General features: G+C 62.0%; 20 protein-coding genes and 1 pseudogene. 12 read left to right on the forward strand and 9 right to left on the reverse strand.

The features are described from left to right. Positions 1-18: 18 nt before the first annotated feature. The 3 genes from groL to soxR form a co-directional block, all read right to left on the reverse strand. Entirely contained in the window at positions 19-1,662 is a 1,644-nt protein-coding gene (gene groL / locus NKG99_RS25235) for a chaperonin GroEL (protein WP_352871541.1), read from the reverse strand. A gap of 50 nt (positions 1,663-1,712) precedes the next feature. Further along, on the reverse strand, positions 1,713-2,027 hold the full coding sequence (locus NKG99_RS25240; protein ID WP_352871542.1) for a co-chaperone GroES: 315 nt from the start codon (positions 2,025-2,027) through the stop codon (positions 1,713-1,715). A 281-nt stretch (positions 2,028-2,308) separates the two neighbouring features. Further along, on the reverse strand, positions 2,309-2,743 hold the full coding sequence (gene soxR / locus NKG99_RS25245; RefSeq protein ID WP_352871544.1) for a redox-sensitive transcriptional activator SoxR: 435 nt from the start codon (positions 2,741-2,743) through the stop codon (positions 2,309-2,311). A gap of 84 nt (positions 2,744-2,827) precedes the next feature. Here soxR and NKG99_RS25250 point away from each other — a divergent pair, with 84 nt between their 5' ends. The 4 genes from NKG99_RS25250 (at position 2,828) to NKG99_RS25265 (ending at position 8,579) form a co-directional block, all read left to right on the forward strand. Further along, positions 2,828-3,550 (forward strand): SDR family NAD(P)-dependent oxidoreductase, encoded by a 723-nt coding sequence (locus tag NKG99_RS25250; RefSeq protein ID WP_352871545.1) that lies wholly within the window; start codon positions 2,828-2,830, stop codon positions 3,548-3,550. Next, positions 3,547-4,641 (forward strand): S-adenosylmethionine:tRNA ribosyltransferase-isomerase, encoded by a 1,095-nt coding sequence (locus NKG99_RS25255; protein ID WP_352871547.1) that lies wholly within the window; start codon positions 3,547-3,549, stop codon positions 4,639-4,641. The genes NKG99_RS25250 and NKG99_RS25255 overlap by 4 nt, the downstream gene beginning before the upstream one ends. A gap of 300 nt (positions 4,642-4,941) precedes the next feature. After that, a complete protein-coding gene (locus NKG99_RS25260) occupies positions 4,942-6,036 on the forward strand; it encodes a branched-chain amino acid ABC transporter substrate-binding protein (RefSeq protein WP_352871549.1) in 1,095 nt (364 codons plus the stop codon). Positions 6,037-6,116: 80 nt separating this feature from the next. Continuing rightward, positions 6,117-8,579, forward strand: a complete 2,463-nt coding sequence (locus tag NKG99_RS25265; protein ID WP_352871602.1) for an adenylate/guanylate cyclase domain-containing protein — start codon at positions 6,117-6,119, stop codon at positions 8,577-8,579. A 401-nt stretch (positions 8,580-8,980) separates the two neighbouring features. Here NKG99_RS25265 and NKG99_RS25270 read toward each other — a convergent pair. The 6 genes and pseudogenes from NKG99_RS25270 to NKG99_RS25295 form a co-directional block, all read right to left on the reverse strand. Next, positions 8,981-9,208: pseudogene (locus NKG99_RS25270) on the reverse strand (SOS response-associated peptidase family protein); the annotation flags it as partial. A 267-nt stretch (positions 9,209-9,475) separates the two neighbouring features. After that, on the reverse strand, positions 9,476-10,546 hold the full coding sequence (locus NKG99_RS25275; protein WP_352871551.1) for a tartrate dehydrogenase: 1,071 nt from the start codon (positions 10,544-10,546) through the stop codon (positions 9,476-9,478). A 475-nt stretch (positions 10,547-11,021) separates the two neighbouring features. After that, the gene (locus NKG99_RS25280) at positions 11,022-11,912 is read right to left on the reverse strand and encodes a carbohydrate ABC transporter permease (RefSeq protein ID WP_352871553.1); all 891 of its coding nucleotides are present in this window, start codon (positions 11,910-11,912) and stop codon (positions 11,022-11,024) included. 1 nt (position 11,913) lies between these two features. Further along, positions 11,914-12,765 (reverse strand): carbohydrate ABC transporter permease, encoded by an 852-nt coding sequence (locus NKG99_RS25285; RefSeq protein WP_352871604.1) that lies wholly within the window; start codon positions 12,763-12,765, stop codon positions 11,914-11,916. A 195-nt stretch (positions 12,766-12,960) separates the two neighbouring features. Then, positions 12,961-14,286: an ABC transporter substrate-binding protein gene (locus NKG99_RS25290; protein ID WP_352871554.1), complete on the reverse strand. Its 1,326-nt coding sequence runs from the start codon at positions 14,284-14,286 to the stop codon at positions 12,961-12,963. Positions 14,287-14,321: 35 nt separating this feature from the next. Then, positions 14,322-15,404, reverse strand: a complete 1,083-nt coding sequence (locus tag NKG99_RS25295; RefSeq protein ID WP_352871556.1) for an ABC transporter ATP-binding protein — start codon at positions 15,402-15,404, stop codon at positions 14,322-14,324. 633 nt (positions 15,405-16,037) lie between these two features. Between NKG99_RS25295 and NKG99_RS25300 the strand changes: the two genes are divergently transcribed. The 8 genes from NKG99_RS25300 (at position 16,038) to NKG99_RS25335 (ending at position 25,495) form a co-directional block, all read left to right on the forward strand. Next, on the forward strand, positions 16,038-17,669 hold the full coding sequence (locus tag NKG99_RS25300; protein ID WP_502910922.1) for an ABC transporter ATP-binding protein: 1,632 nt from the start codon (positions 16,038-16,040) through the stop codon (positions 17,667-17,669). Between the two features lie 264 nt (positions 17,670-17,933). Further along, positions 17,934-18,425 (forward strand): MarR family winged helix-turn-helix transcriptional regulator, encoded by a 492-nt coding sequence (locus NKG99_RS25305; protein WP_023758780.1) that lies wholly within the window; start codon positions 17,934-17,936, stop codon positions 18,423-18,425. Beyond that, entirely contained in the window at positions 18,422-19,141 is a 720-nt protein-coding gene (locus NKG99_RS25310; RefSeq protein WP_352871560.1) for an SDR family NAD(P)-dependent oxidoreductase, read from the forward strand. Before NKG99_RS25305 ends, NKG99_RS25310 begins: the two co-directional genes overlap by 4 nt. Positions 19,142-19,143: 2 nt before the next feature. Further along, positions 19,144-20,475: an NAD(P)/FAD-dependent oxidoreductase gene (locus NKG99_RS25315; RefSeq protein WP_352871562.1), complete on the forward strand. Its 1,332-nt coding sequence runs from the start codon at positions 19,144-19,146 to the stop codon at positions 20,473-20,475. Between the two features lie 59 nt (positions 20,476-20,534). Next, on the forward strand, positions 20,535-22,205 hold the full coding sequence (locus NKG99_RS25320) for a peptide ABC transporter substrate-binding protein (protein WP_352871564.1): 1,671 nt from the start codon (positions 20,535-20,537) through the stop codon (positions 22,203-22,205). A gap of 107 nt (positions 22,206-22,312) precedes the next feature. After that, positions 22,313-23,263, forward strand: coding sequence for an ABC transporter permease (locus NKG99_RS25325; protein WP_352871566.1), 951 nt, complete (start codon positions 22,313-22,315; stop codon positions 23,261-23,263). 10 nt (positions 23,264-23,273) lie between these two features. Continuing rightward, complete coding sequence (locus tag NKG99_RS25330; protein WP_352871567.1) at positions 23,274-24,161, forward strand: ABC transporter permease; 888 nt, start codon at positions 23,274-23,276, stop codon at positions 24,159-24,161. 11 nt (positions 24,162-24,172) lie between these two features. Further along, complete coding sequence (locus NKG99_RS25335; protein WP_352871568.1) at positions 24,173-25,495, forward strand: NAD(P)/FAD-dependent oxidoreductase; 1,323 nt, start codon at positions 24,173-24,175, stop codon at positions 25,493-25,495. Positions 25,496-25,848 lie beyond the last annotated feature (353 nt).

A 25,848-nucleotide genomic window follows, 5' to 3' on the forward strand; every position in this document is an offset into this window, starting at 1 on the left:
TATAGTTTCAGGCGCCGCTCAGTAGTCCATTCCACCCATTCCGCCCATACCTCCTGCCCCACCCACAGCGGGCGCATCCTTCTGCGGAATGTCCGCGATCATTGCTTCAGCGGTGATCAGGAGCGCGGCAATCGAGCCGGCATCCTGCAGGGCCGTCCGAACGACCTTGGCGGGGTCGACGATACCGGCCTTGATCATGTCGACGTAGAGTTCGGTCTGAGCATCGAAACCTTGATTGTGATCCTTGCTGTCCATGAGTTTCCCAACGACGATCGAGCCTTCGACGCCGGAATTCTCGGCGATCTGGCGGATCGGCGCCTCGAGCGCCCGCAGCACGATCGAAATGCCGGCATTCACATCGGCATTGGCGCCGGTCAGCCCGTTGAGGGCCGACCTAGCGCGCAGGAGTGCTACACCGCCGCCGGGAACGATGCCTTCTTCCACTGCGGCGCGCGTGGCGTTCAGCGCATCATCGATGCGGTCCTTCTTTTCCTTGACTTCCGTCTCGGTGGCGCCGCCGACGCGAATGACGGCAACGCCGCCGGCGAGTTTCGCCAGCCGCTCCTGCAGCTTTTCCTTGTCGTAGTCGGAGGTGGTTTCCTCGATCTGCCCCTTGATCTGGGAGATGCGCGCCTGGATGGTGGCCTTCTCGCCGGCACCGTCGATGATCGTGGTGGTGTCCTTCTCGATGAGGACGCGCTTGGCGCGGCCGAGCATGTCAATGGTGACGTTTTCGAGCTTGATGCCGAGGTCTTCGGAAATCATCTGGCCGGCGGTGAGCACCGCGATATCTTCCAGCATGGCCTTGCGGCGGTCGCCGAATCCCGGCGCTTTGACGGCCGCGACCTTCAGGCCGCCGCGCAATTTGTTGACCACCAGGGTCGCCAGCGCTTCGCCTTCGACGTCCTCGGAGATGATCAGCAGTGGCTTGCCGCTCTGCACCACCGCTTCGAGGATCGGCAGCATCGCCTGCAGATTGCCGAGCTTCTTTTCATGGATGAGGACGTAAGGGTCCTCCAGTTCGGCGCGCATCTTTTCGGCATTGGTGACGAAATAGGGCGAGAGATAGCCACGGTCGAATTGCATGCCTTCGACGACATCGAGTTCGGTCTCGGCGGTCTTGGCTTCCTCGACGGTGATCACGCCCTCATTGCCGACCTTGTTCATCGCCTTGGCGATCATGGCGCCGACCGACGCGTCGCCATTGGCGGCGATCGTACCAACCTGGGCGATCTCGTCCGAAGATTTGACTTTCCTGGCCCAGGCTTGAATGTCCTTCACCACGGCAGCCACAGCAAGATCGATGCCGCGCTTGAGATCCATCGGGTTCATGCCGGCGGCAACGAATTTGGCGCCCTCGCGCAGGATCGAAGCGGCCAGCACCGTGGCGGTGGTGGTGCCGTCACCGGCCAGGTCGTTGGTCTTCGAGGCCACTTCACGGACCATCTGCGCGCCCATGTTCTCGAACTTGTCGGCAAGCTCGATTTCCTTGGCGACGGCGACCCCGTCCTTGGTGATGCGCGGCGCGCCATAGGCCTTGTCGATGACGACGTTGCGCCCCTTGGGACCGAGCGTGACCTTCACCGCATTGTTGAGGATCTCGACACCGCGCAGCATGCGGTCGCGCGCATCGGTAGCGAATTTGATTTCCTTGGCAGACATGATTTTACGTCCAGTTCAGTCTAGAAATTAGCAGAGCGCAAATCGCCCGGTCAGGCGGCTTTCTTGGCCGCTTTGGTTTTCTCGACGATGCCCATAATGTCGCTCTCCTTCATGATCAGAAGGTCCTCGCCGTCAATCTTGACCTCGGTGCCGGACCACTTGCCGAACAAGATGAAGTCGCCGGCCTTGACGTCGAGCGGGATCAGCTTGCCGCTTTCGTCGCGCGCGCCCGGCCCGACGGCGATCACTTCGCCTTCCTGCGGCTTTTCCTTGGCGGTGTCGGGAATGATGATTCCGCCCTTGGATTTTTTGTCGCCTTCCGCCCGCCGAATGACGACGCGGTCGTGGAGTGGTCGGAATTTCATTGGGGTTCTTTCTGCCGCCGCACACTGAGCGACTGCAACGCTTAACATAGCCCCTTTGGCACTCGAATGATAGGAGCGCCAAATTTTCCAGGCTTGCCTGGCGACGCGTCGGCGCGTTCAACGGCGCATATTGCTATTCACTCGATTGCAAGGCCGTCGAGCGGTGGAGAAAGTCAGCGACGAACAATACCGCCGCTGAACCTTACCGGGGCCGCAGCGTCTCGCACTTGGCGAAGTCTTGCGCTGCCGAGTTCTGCAATAGTGACAGGCACGCTGCCAACTCACCCCAGCCAATACCTCGGCCCCGGCCCCTTGCGTCCTGCCATATCGGCAGGGTTCGCAAGGCTACACCGGTCGATCGACAGGCAGCCGCAACCGATGCACTCGGTAAGCCCCGACCTCAGGCGCTGCAACTCGGCGATGCGCTGGTCGATGTGCTTGGTCCACTGGCCCGATAACCGCGACCAATCCCGACGCGACGGCACGCGATCGGCTGGCAACTTGGCCAGCTCGGCGCCGATCTCCTCAAGCGTCAGCCCAATTCGCTGCGCGAAGACGATGAAGGCGATCCGGCGCAGCACGGATCGCGGGTAGCGCCTGTGTCCCGAGCCGGCCCGCTCGGACGCGATCAGCCCGCGCTCCTCGTAGAAGCGCAGGGCCGATGATGCGACGCCGCTGCGCCGCGCCACGTCGGTGATGGTCAGCATGGAATCCATGCATGAACGAAAGCACAATTCCCGCATGACTTCAAGTTAACTTGAACTTGTAGCAAGGGCATACGGATTAAAGGAGCATTGGCAATGCAGACGAATATCGAACTTCAGGGACTTCGCGTGGCGGTCACGGGCGGCACCTCCGGGCTCGGAGTGGCGCTTGTGCGGCAGCTGGCCGCGCAGGGTGCGTGCGTGGCCTTCGTCGCTCGCGCCGCCGCGAATGTCGCACGCATCGCTGACGAGACGGGCGCGCACGGCATTGTCGGCGACGTCGGCAAGAAGGAGGACATCTACCTGATCGCGTTGCAGGTCACTGCCGGGCTCGGCGGGCTCGATGTCCTGATCAACAATGCCTCAAGCCTCGGCCCTGTCCCTCTGGCGCTCCTTGCCGATACCGAGTGCGAGGAGCTGGAAACGGCGCTCGCGGTCAATCTCGTCGGCGCGTTCCGGCTGACGAAAGCTCTGTTCGGTGCGCTTGCCGCGTCCGCGCGCGAGGGCCGCGGCGCGCTGGTCATCAACATTTCCAGCGACGCCGCGGTGAACGCCTATCCCGGCTGGGGAGCATACGGCGCGAGCAAGGCCGCTCTTGCCCATCTGACGGCGATTTGGGACGAGGAGGCGAAAGCAGACGGCATCCGGCTCCTCGCGCTTGACCCCGGCGACATGGACACCCCACTGCACGCGCTCGCGATCCCTGATGCTGATCCGGCGACCTTGAAGCGCCCCGAGCAGGCAGCTGCCGAGATCATCGAAAAGATGCTCGACGCGTTGCCGGTCCGCTCTATGCTTCTCGCCGGAGCACATGGATGATTGCCGCCGATCGTCCCGATCGGCGCTCCGCCAGGCTGTTCGTCGTCGAGGCGGACGGCATGATGCGCGACCTACGGCGCGCTGGACTCGCGACGCTGTTCAACCCCGGCGATCTGGTCGTCGCCAATGACGCCGCGACCTTGCCTGCCAGCTTGCACGGCACGCATGTTCCAAGCGGTGAGGCGATCGAGATCCGCCTGGCGGGCTGGCTGTCACTTCCCGACCCAACCCGTTTCGTGGCGATTGCCTTCGGTTCGGGCGATCACCGCACGCGCACGGAAGACCGGCTGCCTCCACCTCCGCTGTCACCAGGCGATCGCCTCCGGCTCGGCTCGCTTGACGCTGTCGTCGAGCGCCTTCTCGACCATCCACGCCTTCTCGAGTTGCACTTCCCAGGCAACCGCGCAGCGGTGCTTGCAGGACTGGCGCAGCACGGCCAGCCGATCCAATACGCGCATGTTCCCGAGCCGTTGGCACTGTGGGATGTTTGGACGAAGATTGCCGCCGGGCCGGTCGCGTTCGAGGCGCCGTCGGCAGGCTTCGCGCTCGACTGGCGCACGCTCCAAGCCTGGCGTCGGCACGACGTTGGCTTTGCAACACTCACGCATGCTGCGGGCGTCTCTTCCACCGGCGATCCCGCGCTCGACTCGCGCCTTCCCTTCGACGAGCCATACCGCATCCCTGGGCGCACCGCGGCGCAGGTCGCGCGGGCGAAGCTGCGCGGCAGCCGCATCATTGCGATCGGCACGAGCGTAGTGCGCGCACTTGAGGCAGCCGCCAATCCCGGCGGCAATGTGCGTGCCGGAAATGGCATTGCGACAGGGCGCATCGCGCGGGGCACGCGGCTTCGCGTGGTCGATGCGATTCTCACAGGCGTCCACCAGCCCGGCGAAAGCCATTTCGAACTCCTGCGCGCCTTTGCCGATGATGCTCTGCTCGCCAAGGCCTCCGCAGCCTTCACCGCGTATCGATACCGCGCGCATGAATTCGGCGATTCCATGCTGCTCAATCGCCAACCGCTGCTTCTATCGCGCGAACGGAACCGTGCCGAGGTGCTCGAGACGAAGCCTCTACTCGAGGCGTGGCTATGATGTCGGCAGGTTCGGTGGCATTTCGGGCGCTCGGCGCGCGAGAAGGTCGGAGCTATGTTGCAGCGGATGAAGATTCGGAATTTGACCCAATCACGACGCTCCCTCCGGTCAGCGGCAACGTCCGGATTTGGCGCGCGATTCCGACCTCAGCGAACGAAGTTATGACAAGCCATTCCAGTTTATGATCGCTCCGCCAAAAATTGGGTGTGCGCTGCAATAGCAGCCGAGATAGTCGCGCTTGCCGAAGGGGCTGTCGGCTCTGACGGGATTGGCGTAAGCTATAGTTAAGGGGGTGCACACATGCACCGCATCATCGCCATAGCGATCGTCGCGCTCGCGGCCGCGTTCAGCTCCGCGCGAGCGGAGGTGCTGATCGGCGTCTCGGCTGCGATGACGGGACGGCTCGCCTGGATCGGCGAGCAGGGACAGCGCGGCGCGGAGATGGCAGTGGCCGACGTCAACACGGCGGGCGGCGTGCTCGGCCAGAAGGTGAGGCTCATTTCCGTCGACGACTTCTGCGATCCCGAGCAAGCTGTGGCGGCCGCCAAGAAGCTGGTGGCTGACGGGGTCGTGCTCGTCGTCGGGCATTATTGCTCCGGGGCCTCGATCCCCGCATCAAAAGTGTACGAGGAGGCGGGCGTCGTTGAGATATCTCCAGGCTCGACCAATCCGCAGCTGACCGAACAGGGCCGCGCCAATGTCTTTCGCACCATTGGCCGCGACGACGCGCAAGGTATCGTCGCCGGCAACTACCTTGCCGATCGCTGGGGCAACAAGAAGATTGCGATTCTCCACGACAACTCGACCTATGGGAAGGGTCTCGCCGACGAGACCAGGAAGCAGCTAAACAAGCGGGGCGTGACTGAGGCCGTTTACGACGCATACATTCCCGGGAAGGACGACTATTCGGCCGAGGTCGCTGCGTTGCAGACCGCCGGCGTCTCCGCCTTATATGTGGGTGGGTATCATGCCGAGGTTGCGCTGATTGCTCGCGCTGCACACGACAATGGCTACACGGTTCAGCTCATATCCGGAGATGCTTTGGCGACCGAGGAATTTGCCCTGATCGCCGGCCCCGCGGCGGAGGGGACCCTCTTCACGTTCCCGGCGGACCCGAGGCGAAGCCCCGAAGCGGCCGCGGTCGTTGAGCAGTTCCGTGCGGAGAATTTCGAACCCGCGGGCTACACGCTGTTGAGCTACTGCGCGGTCCAGGTTTGGGCCCAGGCAGTCTCGAAGGCAGGTTCGCTGGAGCACAAGGCCGTCATTGCGGCACTGCACGAACAGGAATTCGACACCGTCATCGGCCGGGTTGATTTCGACGACAAGGGCGACCTCACGAAGCAGAGCTGGGTTTGGTACGTCTGGCGCGGCGGAGAGTACGTGCCGGTTGAATAGGATTCGCTGATCGCCGGCGTGCCGGCTGAGATGTCTAGTCGATGCAGACCAGAGTGGCCGAACTGTCGCGACTCACCGAGATGCTTGAACGCCTCGGCATACGCGGCCGGCTGTTGCTCGCCTTTTTCGGGATCAGCGCCCTTGCGGTGCTGGCAACCGCTGCGGCGCTTTATGCCTTCCTCCAGGTTGGCGACGTCGTCGACCGAATTACCACGGATCGAGTGCCGTCGGCGCTCGCCTCCCTCCAGCTTTCGCGCCAAGCCGAACGGGTCGCTGCTGCCGCGCCATCGGTGCTGGCAGCGACAAGCAGGGCTCAGCACAGCGAGGTCTCGGCTGCCGTGGCGCTCGAGATGTCCCGCCTCGAGGCCCTGCGCACGGACCTCCGTGATGCCACGTTGGGCACAGTGCCTTTGGCCGAGATCGAGGAAGCCGTGATTGTTCTGAGGCGCAACCTGAAGGAGCTCGACTCTCTTGTTGTCGCCCGGCTCGACGTGGTCGCCCGCAAGGAGGAGCTCCTGAATCGCCTCGCCGCGACGACGACCGGAAGCCAGCGCCTTGTCGCCACCAGCATCCTAGTGATGGATTCCAGGCTTCCGCAATGGCGGGCGGTCGCGGCCGACACGTCGCTGTCGCCCGATCGACGCGCAGCGGCGATGACCGACCTGGTCCAGGCGATTGCGGCCTACATCCCCCAGCAGAAGGCGCAGTTGGAGATCTCGGCGGTCAACGACGCGCTGGTGAAGGTCGCGAACGCGCCGACGCCGGGCGACCTGGCGTTGATCCTTTTTCCGCTACGCCGTTCGCTCACTGCTCTTGAAAAGGTTTCCACGGAGATCGACGAAAAGCTGCGGACCCGCTTCCGGCAGCGTGTCGACGAATTCAAGGGTTTGACCGACGGCGAGGACAGCATCCCCAAGGCGCGGGAGGACGAGTTCGCTGTCCTGGCACAGGGCGAAAGGCTTCTGGTCGAGAACAATCGACTGTCGCGCAATCTCACCGCTGGCGTCGATCGCCTGGTCGCCACCGCAGACCAGGAGATCGCTGCGTCCGGTCGCGAAGCCGCGCTCGTCCAGCGCTACGGCACCGCGGTTGTGCTCGGCTCCGCCTTCCTCAGCCTCCTGAGTTCGGTTCTGGTTGTCTGGCTCTATGTCGACCGCAGCCTCCTCGCCCGACTGGGGGCCGTGAGCCAGGGCATGCTCGCGATTGCGGGGGGCAACCTTCGTGCGCCGCTGCCAGCCGCGGGCAGCGACGAAATCGGGCGCATGGCCGAAGCGCTGAGACTCTTCCGGGATACTGCTGTCGAGGTCGAGGAAAAGAACCTGCGCGAAATAGCGGAAGCTCGCCAGCGGCTCATCGATGCCATCGAAAGCATCTCCGAAGGATTCGCTCTGTACGACCGGGAGGACCGGCTCGCCCTCAGCAACAGCCGCTACCGCGAATTGCTCTACACCGGTCTGGAGACCGAACTGACGCTCGGCACGACATTCGAGCAAATCATTCGCCGATCCGCTGAGCGCGGCTACATCAAGGACGCCGAGGGGCGGGTCGAGGAGTGGGTCGCCGAGCGCCTCTCGCGGCACCGCAACCCTGGCGAACCTTGGGTGCAGCGGCGAGGCGACGGGCGATGGGTCATGATCAGCGAGCGGCGGATCAGCGCCGGCGGCACGGTCGCCGTCTATTCGGACATCACTGAGCTGAAGCAAAGGGAGGAGAACCTAGCCGAGAAATCCGTGGTTCTGGAGGCGCTTTCCAGCAAGCTGGCGAAGTATCTGGCGCCCCAAGTGTATCGCTCGATATTCACCGGCCGCCAGGAGGTCAGGATCGCCAGCCAGCGGAAGAAACTGACAATATGCTTCTCCGATATCGCCGGCTTTACGGAGACCACTGACAAAATGGAATCCGAGGATCTCACCCAACTCCTCAATCACTATCTGACGGAAATGTCGAAAATAGCTTCGGATCACGGCGCGACGATCGACAAATATGTCGGCGACGCGATCCTGATGTTTTTCGGCGATCCCGAGACTCGCGGCGTCAAGGAGGACGCGCTGGCTTGTGCGCAGATGGCACTTGCAATGCAAAAGCGGATTAGCGAGCTTGCCGAAGTCTGGCGGGACATGGGGATCGAAACACCGCTGCGCTGTCGCATCGGCATCCATACCGACTACTGCACCGTCGGTAACTTCGGCAGCGAGGACCGGATGGACTACACGATAATCGGCGGCGCCGTGAATCTCGCCTCGCGCCTGGAGCAGGAGGCGCCGCCGGGGGCCATCCTCATTTCCTACGAGACGTTTGCGCAAGTGAAGGACTCAATCGACTGTGAGGAACTGGGGCACGTCCAGGTCAAGGGGATTGCCTATCCCGTGGCCACCTACCGCGTCATCGATCTGAAGGCCAATCTGGCGGCCGCTCGTCGTGCCGTTCGAACCGAGCTGCCGCACTTCAGGCTGGAACTTGAACCGGAGCTTATGTCCCCTGACGAGCGTGACGATGCCGCCACTGCACTTCGAGACGCGCTGGATCGGCTTTGTCACAAGTAGGGCTTGGTCCACAACGACCCTCCCAATGGACGCAAGGAGTGGGATGTGGGACGCCGCTCATGCGATGCAGAGCACCAGATGCATGAAGGCTTCCGGTCGCTCCGAGTCCCAATCGGGTAAAAGCGCGCCGCTTAATTGCGAAGTTCTGCCAGGAACGAGGACTTAAGCACCAAACGCGGCAGGTGCAGGCGATATGGCCGAACGGAGAATACCTTTCGGCTCCATTGTTTCAGTGATGCCGCGTCTGCAAAGGCGTTCCTTGATCACTTCGAGGGGCAGATATTCTATCCGAAACGGGATCGAGAGAATGGAAAGGTTCGGGGCGTCTGGCGCCGCACCGGCGAATACACGCCGGTTCTCGATCTCGGTCCCCTCAGCGTGCCGGAGATTACGCAGCTAAATCACGAACTTTCGGGGCGAACTTTCTCCACCGAAAGCGATCCGGATGGAAGCGGGCGCAAGAGCTCGGCGTCAGGCTTTGTTAAATTGATCCAGGCAGCCCAATTCTCCGGCTGAAGGACGACCACCTGTCGGTTGTGATATGGCGCGACATCCCGCCCGGGATCGGTCGTCAGCATGGTGAAGGTGGGCGGCTTGTTGCCGACAGCTTCACCCCCAGCGACGGCCATGATGCCAGTTCGATCGCGTCGCCTCGCTGCGGGGGATACGAAATCACTGTCGCCGCGAGGTCCGCAATGAGAGGGGTGTCGTGGGAGCATCGCATGCTATGGCTTTCGCAGGCCCGGCAACAAACTTTGGATGCTCAGCGAATTGCGTTGTCGCTTGCGCGAATGAGCTTCAGACCTGACCGATGCTAGATTTTTCTGTTCTGTGTAATTCCTGTTGCCAACGCATCATCCGGCCCGCCCCATTGTTAAAAATCTGCCAAAGTAGTGCTAGTTGGAGCGAAGTGCCTCGATCACGGCGGCCGTGACCGCTGCCGTGCTCGCAGCACCACCAAGATCCGGGCTAAGAAACTCTCCACGGTCGGTGACGATCTCGATCGCCACCATAAGGCGACGTGCTGCAGCCACCTCCCCGAGATGGTCGAGCATCAGGCTTGCCGTCCAGAACGATCCAATAGGATTTGCAATGCCCCTGCCGGCGATATCGAAGGCCGAACCGTGGATGGGCTCGAACATGGACGGATGCCTGCGAGACGGATCGATGTTCGACGTCGCGCCAACGCCAAGAGAACCGCCAAGCGCAGCAGCCAGATCGGAAAGGATGTCGGCATGGAGGTTGGTCGCTAAAACCGTGTCGATACTGTCGGGCTTGTTGACCATTCGCTGGGTCATGGCGTCGACTAGCATCCAATCGACAGTCAGACTGGGGTAGTCGCGAACCACCTCGCGAACGACTTCGTCCCAGAGCACCATGCCATGGCGCTGTGCATTCGACTTTGTCACCACTGTCAGCAGCTTTCGGGTCCGTGACGAGGCAAGGTCGCAGGCAAACCGGGCGATTCGTTCGATGCCGGTGCGGGTAAAGACAGCGACATCCATGCCAACCTCGATCGGCAGGCCGCGATGGACGCGACCGCCGACGCCAGCATATTCGCCCTCGCTGTTTTCGCGGACGATCACCCAGTCTATCTGCTTGCCGAGTTCGGACCGCAGCGGACCGGTCAGTCCAGGAAGGAGGCGCGTCGGCCGCACATTGGCGTACTGGTCTAACCCCTGGCAGATGGCCAGGCGCAGACCCCAAAGCGTGATATCGTCGGGGAGATTAGGGTCGCCGACCGAGCCGAAATAGATCGCATCGAAGGCCTTAATCTGGTCAAGGCCATCGCGCGGCATCATGCGGCCGTTGCCGCGATAGTAATCAGAACCCCAGTCGAAGCGCTTGAAATCGAAGGCAAGACCTGGTTCGGCAACAGTCAAGGCTTCTAGCACCTTCACCCCAGCCTCGACGACCTCCGGTCCAATACCGTCACCACCGATGACAGCGATCATATGCGAGGACATTCCCAGGCTCCTTTTCGATGACAGCGACGATAGCGCCGGTCATTCCTTCGGTATCGGCGGTGCCCCTGAATATATCGCCTATCGCCGTTCGCGTTTGGGGCCGCGTGGGCGCGCAAATCTTGCTCGGTCATGCCGTCCCTGGTCATTCCGTGGCGGTGACCTCGACCGGACTCCCCGTCTGGCTGGTCCCGATTGGCTTCGAAAACCCGCAGTAATGGGATTCAATCCCGGCATCGCTTGAAGACGGTGTCCAATTTTCAAAAAAGGCTGGAAGGTCACGCAAGGCGGTTCCATCTTACCCATTTGGCGTCAGTCAGGACAAATCGTCCCAATCAGCCTGAATCACAAACAAGCCAAAAGCCGATTCCTAAATCTCGACAGGACTTAGCACGAGGCCGAGGTAGGTTCGTTGAAAAGGATACCAAGCCTGCGGTGTTTCTACGGGGCGGCTTCGGAAGGCGACCGTAGCAAAGCCTCACTCCTTCACTGCCCCTGTCATCGAGGAGACGTAGTGTTCGACAAAGAATGAATAAAGCACCACCACCGGCAGAGAGCCGATCAGTGCGCCTGCCATCAGCGCTCCCCATTCATAGACGTCCGAGCGCACGAGTTCGGTAAGCACGCCGACCGGGACGGTTTTGTTTTCGGACGACTGGATGAAGGTCAAGGCGTAGATGAACTCGTTCCACGACAGGGTGAATGCGAAGATGCCCGCGGAAATCAGGCCCGGCACCGACAGCGGCAGCACGATCTTGGTGAGGATCTGCCAGCGGCTCGCTCCGTCGATCAGCGCGCATTCTTCCAGTTCGAACGGGATCGAGCGGAAGTAACCCATCAACAGCCATGTGCAGAACGGGATGAGGAAGGTCGGGTAGGTAAGGATCAGAGCGAACGGCGTGTCGTAAAGGCCGAGGTTGAACACCATTACCGACAATGGAATGAACAGGATTGAGGGCGGCACGAGATAGGCCAGGAAGACCGCCAGACCAACCTGGCGCGCCCCGGAAAACCTCAAGCGTTCGATCGCATAGGCCGCAAACACCGAAGCAAGCAGCGACAGGAACGTGGCGGCAGTTGAGATGAGGATCGTGTTGAGCAGCCAGCCGGGGTAGGACGTCTCGAAGAGAAGATAGCGTATATGCTCCAATGTCGGATGCACGACCCAGAACGGGTTGAAATTCGCATAATCCGTCATCTCGAGATTGGGTTTCACCGCCGTGATCGTCATCCAGTAGAACGGGAACAACAGCACGATGACGAATACCAGCAGCGGCAGATAGACGGTCACTACGCGCCGGGGCAGGCTCTGAAGATAACCCATGCCGCCCTCGTCTGTGTCCGGACGGTTGCTTTCGATCGCGGCCATGTCAGTCTCCGCCGCCCTGCTGCCATTTGCGGCGCTGCAGGCCGAAATAGCTGAACAGGATTGCCGCAAGCAGGAATGGGATCATGGCCACCGCGATCGCGGCGCCCTCGCCAAGCTGGCCTCCGGAGATGCCTCGCTGGAACGACAGCGTCGCCATCAAATGGGTGGCGTTAACCGGCCCGCCGCGGGTCAGCACATAAATCAGCTGGAAATCGGTGAAGGTGAAGAGCACCGAAAACGTCATGGTGATGGCGATGATGGGTGTAAGCAACGGCAACGTCACGTGGCGGAACAATTGCCAACGGTTGGCACCGTCAAGCGTCGCGGCCTCGTAGAGCGACTGCGGAATCGTCTGCAGGCCTGCAAGCAGAGTGATCGCCACGAACGGAATGCCGCGCCAAACATTGGCGGCGATGACCGACGCCCGCGCGTTCGTCGGATCGCCGAGGAAATTGATGCGATGGTCGATAAGGCCCATCTGCTGCAGGGCCCATGATAGGATCGAGAACTGCGCATCGTAGATCCACCAGAAGGCGATGGCCGACAGCACCGTCGGCACTACCCACGGCAGCAGGACGATCGCGCGGAAGAACGATTTGAAGGGCAGGTTTTGATTGAGAATGAGCGCCAACCAGAGGCCAAGCGCGAATTTCAGGATCGAGGCGCTGATCGTGTAGAGCAAGGTGTTGAAGACGGAGAGCCAGAAGACGGCGTCGCTCCAAAGATACTCGTAGTTCTCGAGGCCAATGAAGATGCCGGGGCGGCCGATGCGGGCATCGGTGAAGCCAAGCCAGACGCCGAGGCCGAGCGGATAGGTCAGGAAGACAAGCAGTAGTGCCGCCGCCGGCAGCATGAAGCCGAAGCCCAGCGCGTTCCGGCTTTCGGCCCAGCGCGATAGAATCCGCGACAGGTTCGAAGAACGCGGCTGAATGGCAGCTGACGGCACGGCCATGGGGTCGGCTCCTGTTGAGGTCTTATTGATCGGCCGGAACAGCCTTGACGCAGTCCGAAGCCAGCCGGACAGCCCTGCCGCCCGGCTGAGCCCGGCTCAAACGCGATAGTAGCGGTTTGCGCGCTTCTCGGCCTCTTCCATCGCCTCTTGCGGCGTCGCCTGGCCGGTCACGGCCTTGGCGAACATATCGACTAGCACATAGTCGGCCATGGTTGCCGCCGAGGCATAGCCTAGCGGCCCGGCATAGCCGTTAGGTCGAAGCGTCGCCGAGGCTTTCGCGTAGGCAGCGTTGTTGGGGTCGGCCGTCCATACAGGATTGTTATCGAACGCTTTGAGCGTCTGGCAGCAATAGCCCGCCGAGGAAGTGATCCAGTCCGACATTTGCGGGTCCTCGAACATGAACTGCAGATAGGCTTTAGCCGCATTCGGGTAAGGCGTGTAGTCAAAGATGACGGCGGTGGTCACCTGGAACAGCTCGACGGATTTCCCGATGGGTCCGATCGGTAAGTTGGTCGTGCGCGTGTCCTTGGCGATTTCGGTCAGTTTCGGATCCTTGTCCTTGTTGATCTTGGCCGTGTTGTAGGCGGAAATGCCATTGGCGATCACGCTCAATTCGCCGGCCAAGTAGGCTCGGTTGTTGTTGACGTCGAGCCAGCTCTCGGTGCCGGGAATGAAAGTCTTGTAGAGCTGCTGGGCGTATTCGATCGCCTTCAGGGTCTCGGGGCTGTTGATCGTCACCTTGCCGCTCTCGTCGACCATCTGGCCGCCGTGGCTCCAAAGCAGCCAGTGCGCGTAGTTGTTGCCGTCGCCGACGCCATGGCCGTGCGTGAAACCGGCCGGATGTCCCTTCGCTTGCAGCGCTTTGCAAAGCTCGAGGAAGCCTTTCGTGTCTTTCGGGAATTCCGAGAAGCCAGCTTCCTTGACCCAGCTCTCGCGATAGACGATTGCATTGCCGATGGTGGCCAGCGGCAGGCCGATGAATTTTCCTTCCCGGGTCGCGTACTGCTTTGGCCCGTCATGCCAGCCGCCGTACTTCGACCCGAGATATTCGCCCAGCTCGGTCACGTCGTGCAGCTTGTCGGGATATTGGTGTGGATCGTCGAACCAGACGAACATCAGGTCGGGGCCGGACCCGACATTGGCGGCGACTGCTGCCTTGGGGCGAATGTCCTCCCAGCTTTCCTTGTCGACGCGGACCTGGACACCGGTCGCTTCGGTGAATCGCTTGGTGTTGGCCAGCCATTGATCTTCGTCGCCCTGGACGAAGGGTGACCAGCGCAGCAGCCTAAGCTTGGCGCCGTCCTCGGGTTTGTATTTCGGTCCCTCCTGGGCATAGGCGGGCGAGCTGATGAACCGGCTTCCCAAGGCGCCCGCCGCCGCGGCGGCGGTGGTGCGGATTACGTCGCGTCTGGTGAACCTCATGCTTGTCTCCTCCTGTCGATTCCTCGTAGTGGTCCTTATTGCCTGCTGCGCGTTTCCAATCGTTGCCCGGTCTCGCCGCTGAAAAGGTGAATGAGTCCCGGCTCGGCGGCGAGCTGGATGGTTTCGCCAGGCGTGAAAGAATGGCGCTCTCGAAAATTGGCGACGATCTCGTCACCCCCGGAAGTGCGGCCGATGAGCTGCACCTCCGACCCGGTCGGTTCAACCACCACGACGGTGACGGGAATGCCTTGGTCCGACAGCCGCAAATGCTCGGGCCGTATTCCCAGAACCACTGGCCCGCTGCTGCCGATGGGAAGTGGCGCGGCGAGCGGCACCGAAATGCCGCCGGCGCCGCGAAAGGACGGCGGGCCGTCGGTTGCGATTTCGCCCTTGAGCAGGTTCATTGCGGGCGAGCCGATAAAGCTAGCGACGAAGAGGTTGTTCGGCCTGTCGTAGAGTTCCAGCGGCGGTCCGATCTGCTCGACGACGCCGTCATGCATGACGACAATCTTGTCGGCCATGGTCATGGCCTCGATCTGGTCGTGCGTGACATAAACCGTCGTGGTCTTCAGGCGCTGATGCAGTTCCTTGATCTCGGCGCGCATCTGCACCCTGAGTTTGGCGTCGAGATTGGACAGCGGCTCGTCGAAGAGGAAAACCTGCGGATCGCGCACGATCGCCCGGCCCATGGCGACGCGCTGGCGCTGGCCACCGGAAAGCTGGCGAGGATAGCGCGACAGCAGCGGCATAAGCCCGAGGATTTCGGCCGCCCGGCGAACGCCGGCATCGCTTTCTGTCTTGGAGACACCTTTGAGCATCAGCGAGAACGCCATGTTCTCGGCGACTGTCATGTGCGGGTAGAGCGCATAATTCTGGAAGACCATAGCGACGTCGCGTTCCTTGGGCGCAACGTTGTTGACGACACGTTCGCCAATCGCGATCTGGCCGCGTGAAATCTTTTCCAGGCCGGCAATCATTCTGAGAAGAGTCGATTTTCCGCAGCCCGAGGGCCCGACCAGCGTGACGAATTCGCCGTCTTTTATATCGACGCTGACGCCGTGTAGAATCTCGACGGACCCGAATGATTTGTAGACTTCGCCAATTGCGACAGACGCCATCGATTTCCTCCCGAATGCTTCCTGCGACGTCGTCGAAGGAAACCGCTTCGTGTCTGGTCCGCGACAGCCCCAGGCTCCCCTCCCCTGCTCACGCGACGTGGAAACGGTAGCGGTACCAAACCGGGCTGTAAAGCGTTTACTCCAGCCGCAGGTGCACGGGACTTTCGCCGTGGTGCCCGACCGCCGGCCGCGCCTGTACCCCTTGGCGCCGGTCTCGTCTTTAGGGGCATCTATTCCGGCCGCGGCGTCGCTATATCGCTGTCACTTGGCCAGGAAATCGGTCGCTGGTCAGCGGTCGGCGCACGGACGAGCAGATGCCGCTGCCGGTTACGAACATGAAGCCAGTTCCGTTCCATCCGATCGCAGTGCAGGTCGCCAACCGCATGCATGCCTGGAACCGCATCCAGGATCGCCCTTCTTGATAAAATCATAGGCCGACGATACTGATTTCGCGCACTGGTGGTTGGCATGGTCCAGTTAGGGACCGCTTACCACGCGACTTCAGGCGCCAATGGTTCGTCGGCTAGTCGACGAATGAAATAGTCGTCGGGGCTTGCGCTGATGGCAGGACGTGCGGCTAGTATGCTGTCAGATCATTGGACTTTGAAGGGCCAAGCAATGCCGCCGAGCGAAATGACCACCCACGAGCCGAGCGAGCAAACTGTTCTCTCTGTTCGAAATCTGACCGTCCGCCTGCCAAACAACATGGAGCGGGAGAACGCCGTCGAAAACATTTCCTTCGACATGCGGAAGGGTGAGATGCTCTGCATCGTCGGCGAATCCGGCTCCGGCAAGTCCGTCACCGCAAACGCGATCATGGGCCTGCTGCCGTCTTCGGTGCGGATCGCGCAGGGAAGCATCCGCTTCAAGGGTCACGATCTCGCCAGCGCCGGGGAAGACGTGATGCGCAGTCTGCGTGGCCGTTCGGTCTCCATCATCTTCCAGGATCCGCTTTCCGCGCTCAATCCGCTGATGACTGTCGGCCAACAGGTGGCGGAGGTCATGGAAGCACACCGGTCCGGCACCTCGGCGACCCGCGCCAAGGCGGTTGTCGACCTGCTTGGCGAAGTCGGCCTGCCGGAACCGGCGGTCTTGCGCCACCAGTATCCGTTCCAGCTCTCTGGCGGGCAACGCCAGCGCGTCATGATCGCCATGGCGCTGGCGCTCAAGCCTGATCTTTTGATCGCCGACGAGCCGACCACCGCTCTCGACGTCACCACCCAGGCGCAGATACTTGCCCTGATCCGGCGGCTGCAGCGCGAAAAGAACATGAGCGTCATGTTCATCACGCACGATTTTGGCGTCGTCGCGGAAATCGCCGATCGCGTCATCGTCATGGAGAAAGGCGCGATGGTCGAACAAGGCGCCGCCGCCGACGTGCTGGGCAATCCAAGCCATCCCTACACCAGGCGGCTGATCGCCGCCGTCCCGCATATGATCGAGAGCGAAACGAAGGCGCGCGAGGATACTCCGATCGCGCTGGCGGTGCAGAAACTCGACAAGACATATAGCCCGGGCATCGGCTTCTTCTCGAGGTCCCGCATCGTGCATGCCGTCAAGCAGGTCAGCTTCGAGGTTCGGCAGGGCAGAACGCTCGGCATCGTCGGCGAGTCCGGCTCGGGGAAATCGTCGCTGGGCCGCGTCCTGCTGAAACTCCTGAACAGCGACGGAGGCAGCATCCTGTTCGACGGCAAGGATATCGCGGCGCTTTCGGACTCCGAGTTCCGACCGATGCGGCCGCACATCCAGATGATCTTCCAGGATCCGTTCGCCTCGCTCAATCCGCGCCAGACGATCGCCAAGATCCTCACCGTCGGCCCGATGGCGCACGGCCTGTCCGCTCCGGAAGCGCGCGCGAAGGCGCTGCGGCTGCTGCGTCTGGTCGGCCTCGACGAGGGTGCCTACGACCGCTTTCCGCACGAATTCTCTGGCGGCCAGCGTCAGCGGATCGGCATCGCACGAGCCCTGATGATGGACCCCAAGGTCCTGGTCGCCGACGAAGCGGTCTCGGCTCTTGATGTCTCCATCCAGGCGCAGATCCTCGATCTGCTGGCGAGCATCCAGGAAGAAATGAAGATCGCCATGATCTTCATCACTCACGACCTGCGGGTGGCAAGCCGGATCTGCGACGAAATTCTGGTGATGAACCGCGGCGAAGTCGTGGAGTGTGGCCCGCCGTCGCAGATATTCCGGTCGCCACATCACCCCTATACGAGGCAACTGATCTCCGCCATTCCCGGCAAGGAATGGATCCCGGCTGCTTGAGCCGCGGCCACCCTGAAGCTCTCCTCCCCTGAACAATAAATGACCATGCCGACAAAGGCGCGGCCGCATGTCTGCTCCTTGATCAGGCTGCCGATGCGTGCCGCGCCGGTCTCCTGCTGAGTAGAATAGTTGCGTTTGTCCACTAAAAGTAGTTGCATTTATCCACTACTCGCTCAATCATACCCTGGAAGCCCTCGACAACCCCGGATGGGGCTGCGGCGATCTCGATGAAGGCTGTCCACGACAGCCTCTGGAGAGTGTTCGATGCCGGTGAAGAAGAACAAAGGTCCGCCTTATCCTGTCGAGACGGTCGGGCTGGATGTCCTCGAAGACACGTTGAGCTTCTATATCCGCAGCATCAACATAGCGCTTTCACGCGATCTTGATGACCGGCTGGAAGGTCTCGATGTTGCCCGGGGAACGGGCAAGATCACCACACTGCTCCTTGTCGACAGCCATCCAGGAATACGGCCCTCGGTCATCGCGCAGCTCATCATGCGCGATCGCTCCGCCATGGGCAGGCTGGTCGACCAGATGATCGATCACGAACTGATCACGCGTCAGGCTGCACCGGACGATGGACGCGCACAGGAGCTCCACATCACCCAAAAGGGGGCAGACCTCGCCCGCAAGGTGCGCAAGATCGCCACCAAGCAATCCAGCGATTTCTTCGCCGATGTGCCCGAGAAAGACCAGAAGCGTCTGCTGGACATATTGCGGCGTGTCTACCGCCGCACCGCGGGACTCGACCAATGAGGAAACCCGCAGGAATCCGAACCGGCCAGCGTGTGGCACTCGTGTCCGGTGCCAGCCGCGGCATCGGTGCGGCTTGCGCCCGGCACCTGTTCGAGACGGGCTGGACATTGTCGCTGGGCATGCGCGAATCGGTGCAGCCCGACTGGGCCGATAGCGAACGCGTCCGCCTGTTCCCGTACGATGCCGCGGAAGCCGGCAGTGAACAGACGTGGGTCGACGGCACCATTGATGCCTTCAACCGGATCGACGCGGTTGTCGCCAGCGCCGGCATCATGATTCCGAAGTCGGTCATCGACATCGACGACGCGGATCTCGATCTGATGTTCGAGATCAACGTCAAGGCTCCGCGCCGTCTGGTGCGCGCGTCATGGGCGTCGCTTGCGGCGAGCCCCGCGGGCCGGGTGATCATACTGGCCTCATTGTCTGGCAAGCGGGTCAAGTCCGTGACCGCGGGCTCCTACTCGATCTCCAAATTTGCCGCAGTCGCGCTGTCCCACGGCATCCGGCAGGCGGGGTGGGACCTCGGAATTCGGGCCACGGCCGTCTGTCCCGGTTTCGTCGCCACCGACATGGCCCGCGGCGTCACCGATCGCTCCGATGCGCTGATGACCGATCCGGACGACCTCGCACGGATCATCGGCTTGCTTCTCGATCTGCCCGATCATGCGAGCGTCGCGGAATTTTCCATCAATTGCCAGCTCGAGGAGTCCTACTGAGCATGCCCGGACCGTTCGTCGTCCCCGTCCATGGAGATACCGAGCTGCCAAAGGAGGTCGACTGTGTCGTCGTCGGCGGCGGCATCATCGGCACCGCGACGGCACTTGAACTGGCCGAGACAGGCTTGCGGGTCGCCCTGTGCGAGAAGGGCGAGATCGGACAGGAACAGTCCAGCCGCAACTGGGGCTGGGTTCGCATTTCCCGGCGGGATCCACGCGAGGTTCCGCTGATGGCGGAGGCCTTGCGCATATGGGCGAGGCTCTCCGAACGGACCGGACGAGACACTGGCTATGCCCGGGCCGGAATTGTGTTCACATGCGCGGACGACAAGGAATACGAACAGCACGAGCGCTGGGGACGCCATCTCGAAGGCTATCAGTTCGAGTCGCGAATGATCGGCGCGGGTGAACTGCGTGACCTCCTCCCCGGCTCCAATCTCGACGTCAAAGGGGCGCTCTACACGCCCGCCGACGGTCGCGCCGAGCCCCAGAAGGCCGCGCCTGCAATTGCCGAAGCCGCACGCGACCGCGGCGCCGCCATACTGACGGAATGCGCCGTGCGCGGCGTGGAGACGACGAACGGCGCCGTCTCGGGCGTCGTGACCGAACGCGGCTTCATTGCCTGCAAGGCGGTCGTCCTTGCCGGAGGGGTCTGGTCGAACCTGTTTTGCGGAACGCTTGGTCTCAACCTGCCGCAGTTGAAGGTCATGAACACGGTTCTTCGCACGACGCCGGTCGAGAACGGGCCGGACCAGGCCGTGTGGGCAAACAACTTCGCCATACGCAAGCGCCAGGACGGTGGCTACACCGTCGCCTCCAGCATGAGCAATGTCGTCGACATCGTGCCGAACTCCTTTCGCTATGCGCGCGATTTTCTTCCGGCCTGGAAGACAGAGTGGCGATCGCTGCAATTCCGCCTGGGCGGTCGTTTCCTAGACGAGGCAAGGATGCCGACCCGCTGGGCGATGGATGAGGCGAGCCCCTTCGAATACTGCCGCGTGCTCGATCCAAAGCCTTCCAAGAAAAGCTCGGAGCGCGTCCTTGCAAATGCCCGCATAGCATTTCCGGTTCTGGAAAAGGCACAGGTGGCGCAGCGCTGGGCCGGCTATATCGACGTCACGCCCGACGCCATTCCCGTCATTTCGGCCGTCGACAGCGTTCCCGGCTTCCATGTGGCGACCGGTTTCTCGGGCCATGGTTTCGGCATCGGCCCCGCGGCAGGCAGGCTGATGGCCGATATCGTCACCGGACGGCCGCCGATCGTCGATCCCAAGGACTTCCGGTGGTCGCGGTTCTCGGACGGATCGAAGGTCGCGCCGATCACTGGATTATAAGCGCTCCGACAAGAGAGCGTGACGCAGCGAAAGTGGAACACTATGAAAAGGAGCCTCCAATGTCAGACAAGAGCAGCAGCATAATCTTTCGACCGACGCGTCGTCAGGCGCTTGGAATGGCAATCGCCGGTGCCGCCGGCCTCACCATGCCCAACCTGACGGGAGCAGGCAGGGCCTTTGCGGCAACCCCGCCGAGCGAACCCAAGGGACAGGTGATCGTCGGGTTTTCCCAGGAGCCCACCGTCTTCAACCCGCATTTGCCCCATATCGAGGTCGACGAGGGCATTCACTTCAGCGTCTTCGATCCGCTGTTTGGTGTCGATCCCAAGGGCAATTTCTTCCCCGCGCTCGCCAAGGAGGTGCCTACCGTCGAAAACGGCGGCATCTCGGCCGACGGGCTCGAGTGGCACGTCAAGCTGCGCGACGACGTGAAGTGGCATGACGGACAGCCGTTCACCGCCGAGGACGTTAAGTTCACGCTCGAACTGCTGGTCGACCCGAAGTTTCGCAGCTGGCGACGCGCCGGCCACGAACTTGTCCAGGACCTGACTGTCGTCTCGCCAACCGAGATCAAGTGGAAGATGAAGGAGCCTTACGCGCCCTACCCGTCGATCCTGGCCGCGACCTTCATCGTTCCCAAACATGTGCTCGGTGCGGCGGAGGACAAGAACACCGCGCCGTTCAACAATGCCCCGATCGGCACTGGCCCGTTCAAATGGGTGGAACGCATGGCCGGCGACCATATCGAACTGGCCGCCAACACCGACTACTTCGCCGACGGCCCCTACCTGAAGAGCCTGATCTACAAGTACATTCCGGATCTGACCGTTCTCTACACCCAGTTCAAGACCGGTGATATCGACGTCATCGGACTACAGTGGATCACAGCCGACCACTATGAGGAAGCCAAGGCATTGGGCGGAACGTCGGTCGCCGTCATTCCCGCCGCCACGGTCGAGTCGCTCAGCTTCAACATGGAGCGCCCGCAGTTCAAGGAACTCGCCGTTCGCCAGGCGCTGTATCATGCGCTGGACAAGAAAACGATCATCGACGCCCTCTACTACGGGCTGCCGGCCCCGACCGAAACCTACATGCCGCAGCAGTCCTTCTACTACAATCCGGATTTGCCGAAGCAGGAATACGACGTGGACAAGGCAAAGAAACTGCTGGACGACGCGGGGTGGGTCCCCGGAGCGGACGGCATCCGCGTCAAGGACGGTGTCCGCCTCTCGTTCAAGAACTCGACCACGGCGGGCAATCACATCCGCGAACAGGCGCAGCAGTTCATCCAGCAATCGTATCGCGACATCGGCGTCGAGGTGATGATCTCCAACCTGCCGCCAGCCGTGATGTGGGGCGACTACTGGATGAAGTCGGAATTCGATTCCGTCGTCGTCGGCATTAACTTCCTGACGGGCTCCGATCCCGACACGTCGGACTATCTCAGCTCGAAGTCGATTCCGGCCAAGGGTGGCGCCGGCCAGAACACCTGGCAGTATGCCAGCCCGGAGGTAGACAAGCTGCTCGGATCTGGCGGTGTCGAATTCGTGCCGGAGAAACGCAAGCAAGCCTACCTGAAGATCCAGGAGACCGTACGCAACGACCTGCCATTCCTGCCGATGTTCCAATACGCGACGGTGCGCGGACACAAGTCCGGTGTCGAAGGCGTCGAGCCGAACATCAATGTACGCATCGACTCCTGGGACGTGGCCACCTGGCAATGGGCATAGCCCGCGCAAACGAGGCCGGGCCGGTGATGACCGGCTCGGCCTGCATAGCCGACAAGGCGCCTCTGGCGCGACTGTATCCGACGGACACCAAAACGGAGACAACCGGCATGCTTCGCTATCTGCTGGGACGCTTCTGGCAAAGTCTCGTCCTGCTCCTGCTGGTCTCGGTGATCGGCTTTGCCGTCCTGAACCTGGCTCCGGGCGGACCGCTCTCGCAATTCACTCTCACGCCAGGAATGACGCAGGCCGATCTTGACCGGATCGCCACGCAAATGGGACTCAATCGCCCTCTTCCCATCCAGTACCTCGACTGGCTGAGCCACCTGCTTCGCGGTGACTGGGGTCATTCCTACCGGGACGGCAGGCCCGTGCTTGATATCATCTGGGAGCACCTTGTCGCGACATTGCTGCTGATGGGCGTATCGACCGCGATCGCCATCTTTGTGGGCACGTGGATAGGTGTCCTGGGCGCGCTTAGACGATACTCGATCTTCGACTACGCAGCGACGGTCGGCGCGATGGTGGCATTGTCGATCCCGACCTTCTGGTTTGGGTTGATCGCGATCTACATATTCTCGCTGCGGCTCAGATGGCTGCCGGCCGGCAACATGTACACGATCGGCAATGGCTCGCTCGGCGACTACGCGATCCATCTCATCATGCCGAGCATCGTTCTTGCGCTGGTCAATGTCGCCGTGTGGAGCCGCTACATGCGCACCGCCACGCTCGACGTCATCAGTCAGGATTTTGTCCGAACGGCCCGGGCCAAGGGGCTGAGTTCCCGGCGCGTATTGATCCGCCACATCCTCGGAAACGCCCTGCTGCCGATGATCACCCTGCTGGGGCTGCAACTGCCAACAATACTGGGTGGGGCGCTGGTGACGGAAACAGTCTTTACCTGGCCCGGCATGGGACGGCTGTTCCTCGATAGCCTCGGTTACAGCGACTACCCCGTCGTGATGGGTCTGCTGATGATGTCCGCGGTTCTTGTCCTGGTCGGCAATCTGGCCGCGGACCTCACCGTCGCATTCGTCGATCCGCGCATTCGATTGAGCTGAGGACGAAGAGATGACCCAGTCGGATTTCCTCATCCCCACCCACGCCAGGCACCGCTGGTGGCAAAGCCGCTCCGTGCGCCGATTTGCCCGTCACCGACTGGCGATGTTCGGCCTGGTGATGATCGTCGTTCTGGTGCTGGCCTGCGTCCTCGGCCCCTTGCTGCTGCCCTTTGACGATCTCTACATCGATCTGCGTGGCCGGTTCTCGCCGCCGTTCACGGGCTATCATTTCTTCGGCACCGATCCGCTCGGCCGCGACATCGCGGCGCGCCTCTTCATGGCCGGACGCATTTCGCTCCTGGTCGGCTTCGCTGCGATGGTCATCAGCACGGTCTTTGGAACCGTGCTCGGGATCGCTGCCGGCTTCTTCGGCGGCCGCATCGGCACGGTGCTGATGCGTTTCGTCGACGCGATGCTGTCCTTTCCCAACATCTTCCTACTGCTGGCGATGGCGGCCTTCATCAAGCCGAGCCCGATCATGATCACTCTGATCATCGCGGCAACGAGCTGGATGGAAATCGCGCGCATCGTCGAGGCGGAAGTGCGATCGCTGCGCGAACGCGACTTCGTGGTCGCCGCCCGCATGCTCGGGCTCAGCAACAGCCACATCATGTTTCGCGAACTGCTGCCCAATGCGATCGGCCCGATCATCGTCGCGGCCACGCTTACCGTTGCCCGCGCCATCCTTCTGGAAGCCTATGTCAGCTTCCTCGGCTACGGCATCCAGCCTCCGCTGCCGAGTTGGGGCAACATGCTGAACGGCGCCCAGCAGTATCTCGACAGCGCGCCGTGGTTGGCAATCGTTCCCGGTGCCGCCATCACCCTGGCAGTCACCAGTTTCAACTTCATCGGCGACGGGTTGCGCGATGCGCTCGACGCACGAAGCGACATGCTGTGAAGCCGCCCGGAATGGCAAGGTTTTCACCGTTTGAAGTCTCGCTCTGGTATGCGACCGCGCCGCCGCTGCCAGAGACCAGCCCACTGCAAGGACGCAGGCGGGCGGACGTCTGCATCATCGGCGGCGGATACACCGGGTTGACCACCGCACTCGATCTCGCCCGTGACGGCATTGACGTCGTTCTGCTCGAAGCCCAGGAGATCGAGTTCGGCGGCTCGGGGCGCAATGCCGGCCACTGTACGCCAACCTTCACCCATTACAGCCTGCCCGAACTGCGTGCCATGCTGGGCGAGCCGTGGGCGGAAAGGCTGATCGCCCGGCAGACAGGAGCCAACGGACAAGTCGCAGGGATGATCGAGCGTTACGGCATCGATTGCGAATGGCAGCAGAATGGCTACGTCATGGGCGCGCTGACGCCAGGCGCCATCGCCAAGCTCGAGGTAAAGGCGCAGCAGTATAATGCCGTCGGCGCCAAGACGCGGGTGCTCGACAGACAGGCGACCGAGGAAATCACCGGCGGCCCGCGATATCATGGCGGCTGGTTTCATTCCGAGGCTGGTCACCTCAATCCATTGAGATACGCAAGAGGCCTGGCCGGTGCCGTCATGCAGGAAGGTGGCGCAATCCACACGGGATCGCCGGTCCGCGACGTCGTGCGGCAGGATGGTGCCTGGGCAGTGCACGCCGGCGAAGGAACCGTTGTCGCCGATAAGGTCATCTTTGCGACTGGCGCCTACACCGTCGACGGATGGCCCGGCCTCGACCAGACTTACAAGATCCAGAGTGTGTTCGTCGCCGCTAGCCAGCCGCTGACGGCCAGCGAACGCCAAACCATCCTGCCGCGCAACACGACGATGCATGACGGCCGCGGCGACATCTTTGTCTACAAGTACAATGCCGAGGGACGCATCGTCGCCTCGATGTTCCCGATGGGCCGTCGCGGAAGGGACATGGCGTTCACACACCGCCTCATGTCTGATCGGCTGCGCTGGCTCCATCCGCAGCTCAGCAGCGAGTTGAGATGGGAATATTTCTGGTTCGGCGAACTGGATATGCAGCAGCGCACCATCCCACGATTCTATGAGCTCGCGCCGGGCGTCGTCGCACTGACAGGACTGTCCGGTCGCGGCGTGCCGACCGGAAGCATGCTCGGCGGCATACTCGGCGAATGGGCGAAGGGCGTCCCTGAAAAAGACCTGTCGCTGAAGCTCGAACCACTCCGGCGGGCACCCTTCTTCATGTCGTTCGCTCCCGCCGCGATGTTACGGTACTATCGCGTCTCGGACTGGCTGCGGGCAAAGGCTAGCGGGTCCCAACTCCCACCCCACGCCTAGCCAGGGTCGAATGGAAGATTTCGCGACGCGCACCGCCGACAGGCGGCTGGTCCCTGCCCAGGACAGAGCGGAATCCGGCCGCCGTTCCAGTCCCTCGGCACGCCGCTCTGGTTTCGGACGCCACCGCGCCCTGAGACGACAGGCGCCATTTGGTTCGAGATCAATTGGCCGATCGCCCACAGATTGAGCCAACAACTTCAGATTGCTTTGAAATCCTGCCCAGACGAGCAGACTGCCGAACGTATCGGACTTACGCAATCGAAGACTTCAGTTGATGATGCAGAATCGGTAGTGAACGAGATGCCGAAAATCGTTGTCTTTTGTGCGGAAAAATACGCCGTAGCGCTCCGGAC

The sequence above is a fragment of the Mesorhizobium sp. M1409 genome, from assembly GCF_040317535.1.
In the GTDB taxonomy this organism is placed as follows: domain Bacteria; phylum Pseudomonadota; class Alphaproteobacteria; order Rhizobiales; family Rhizobiaceae; genus Mesorhizobium.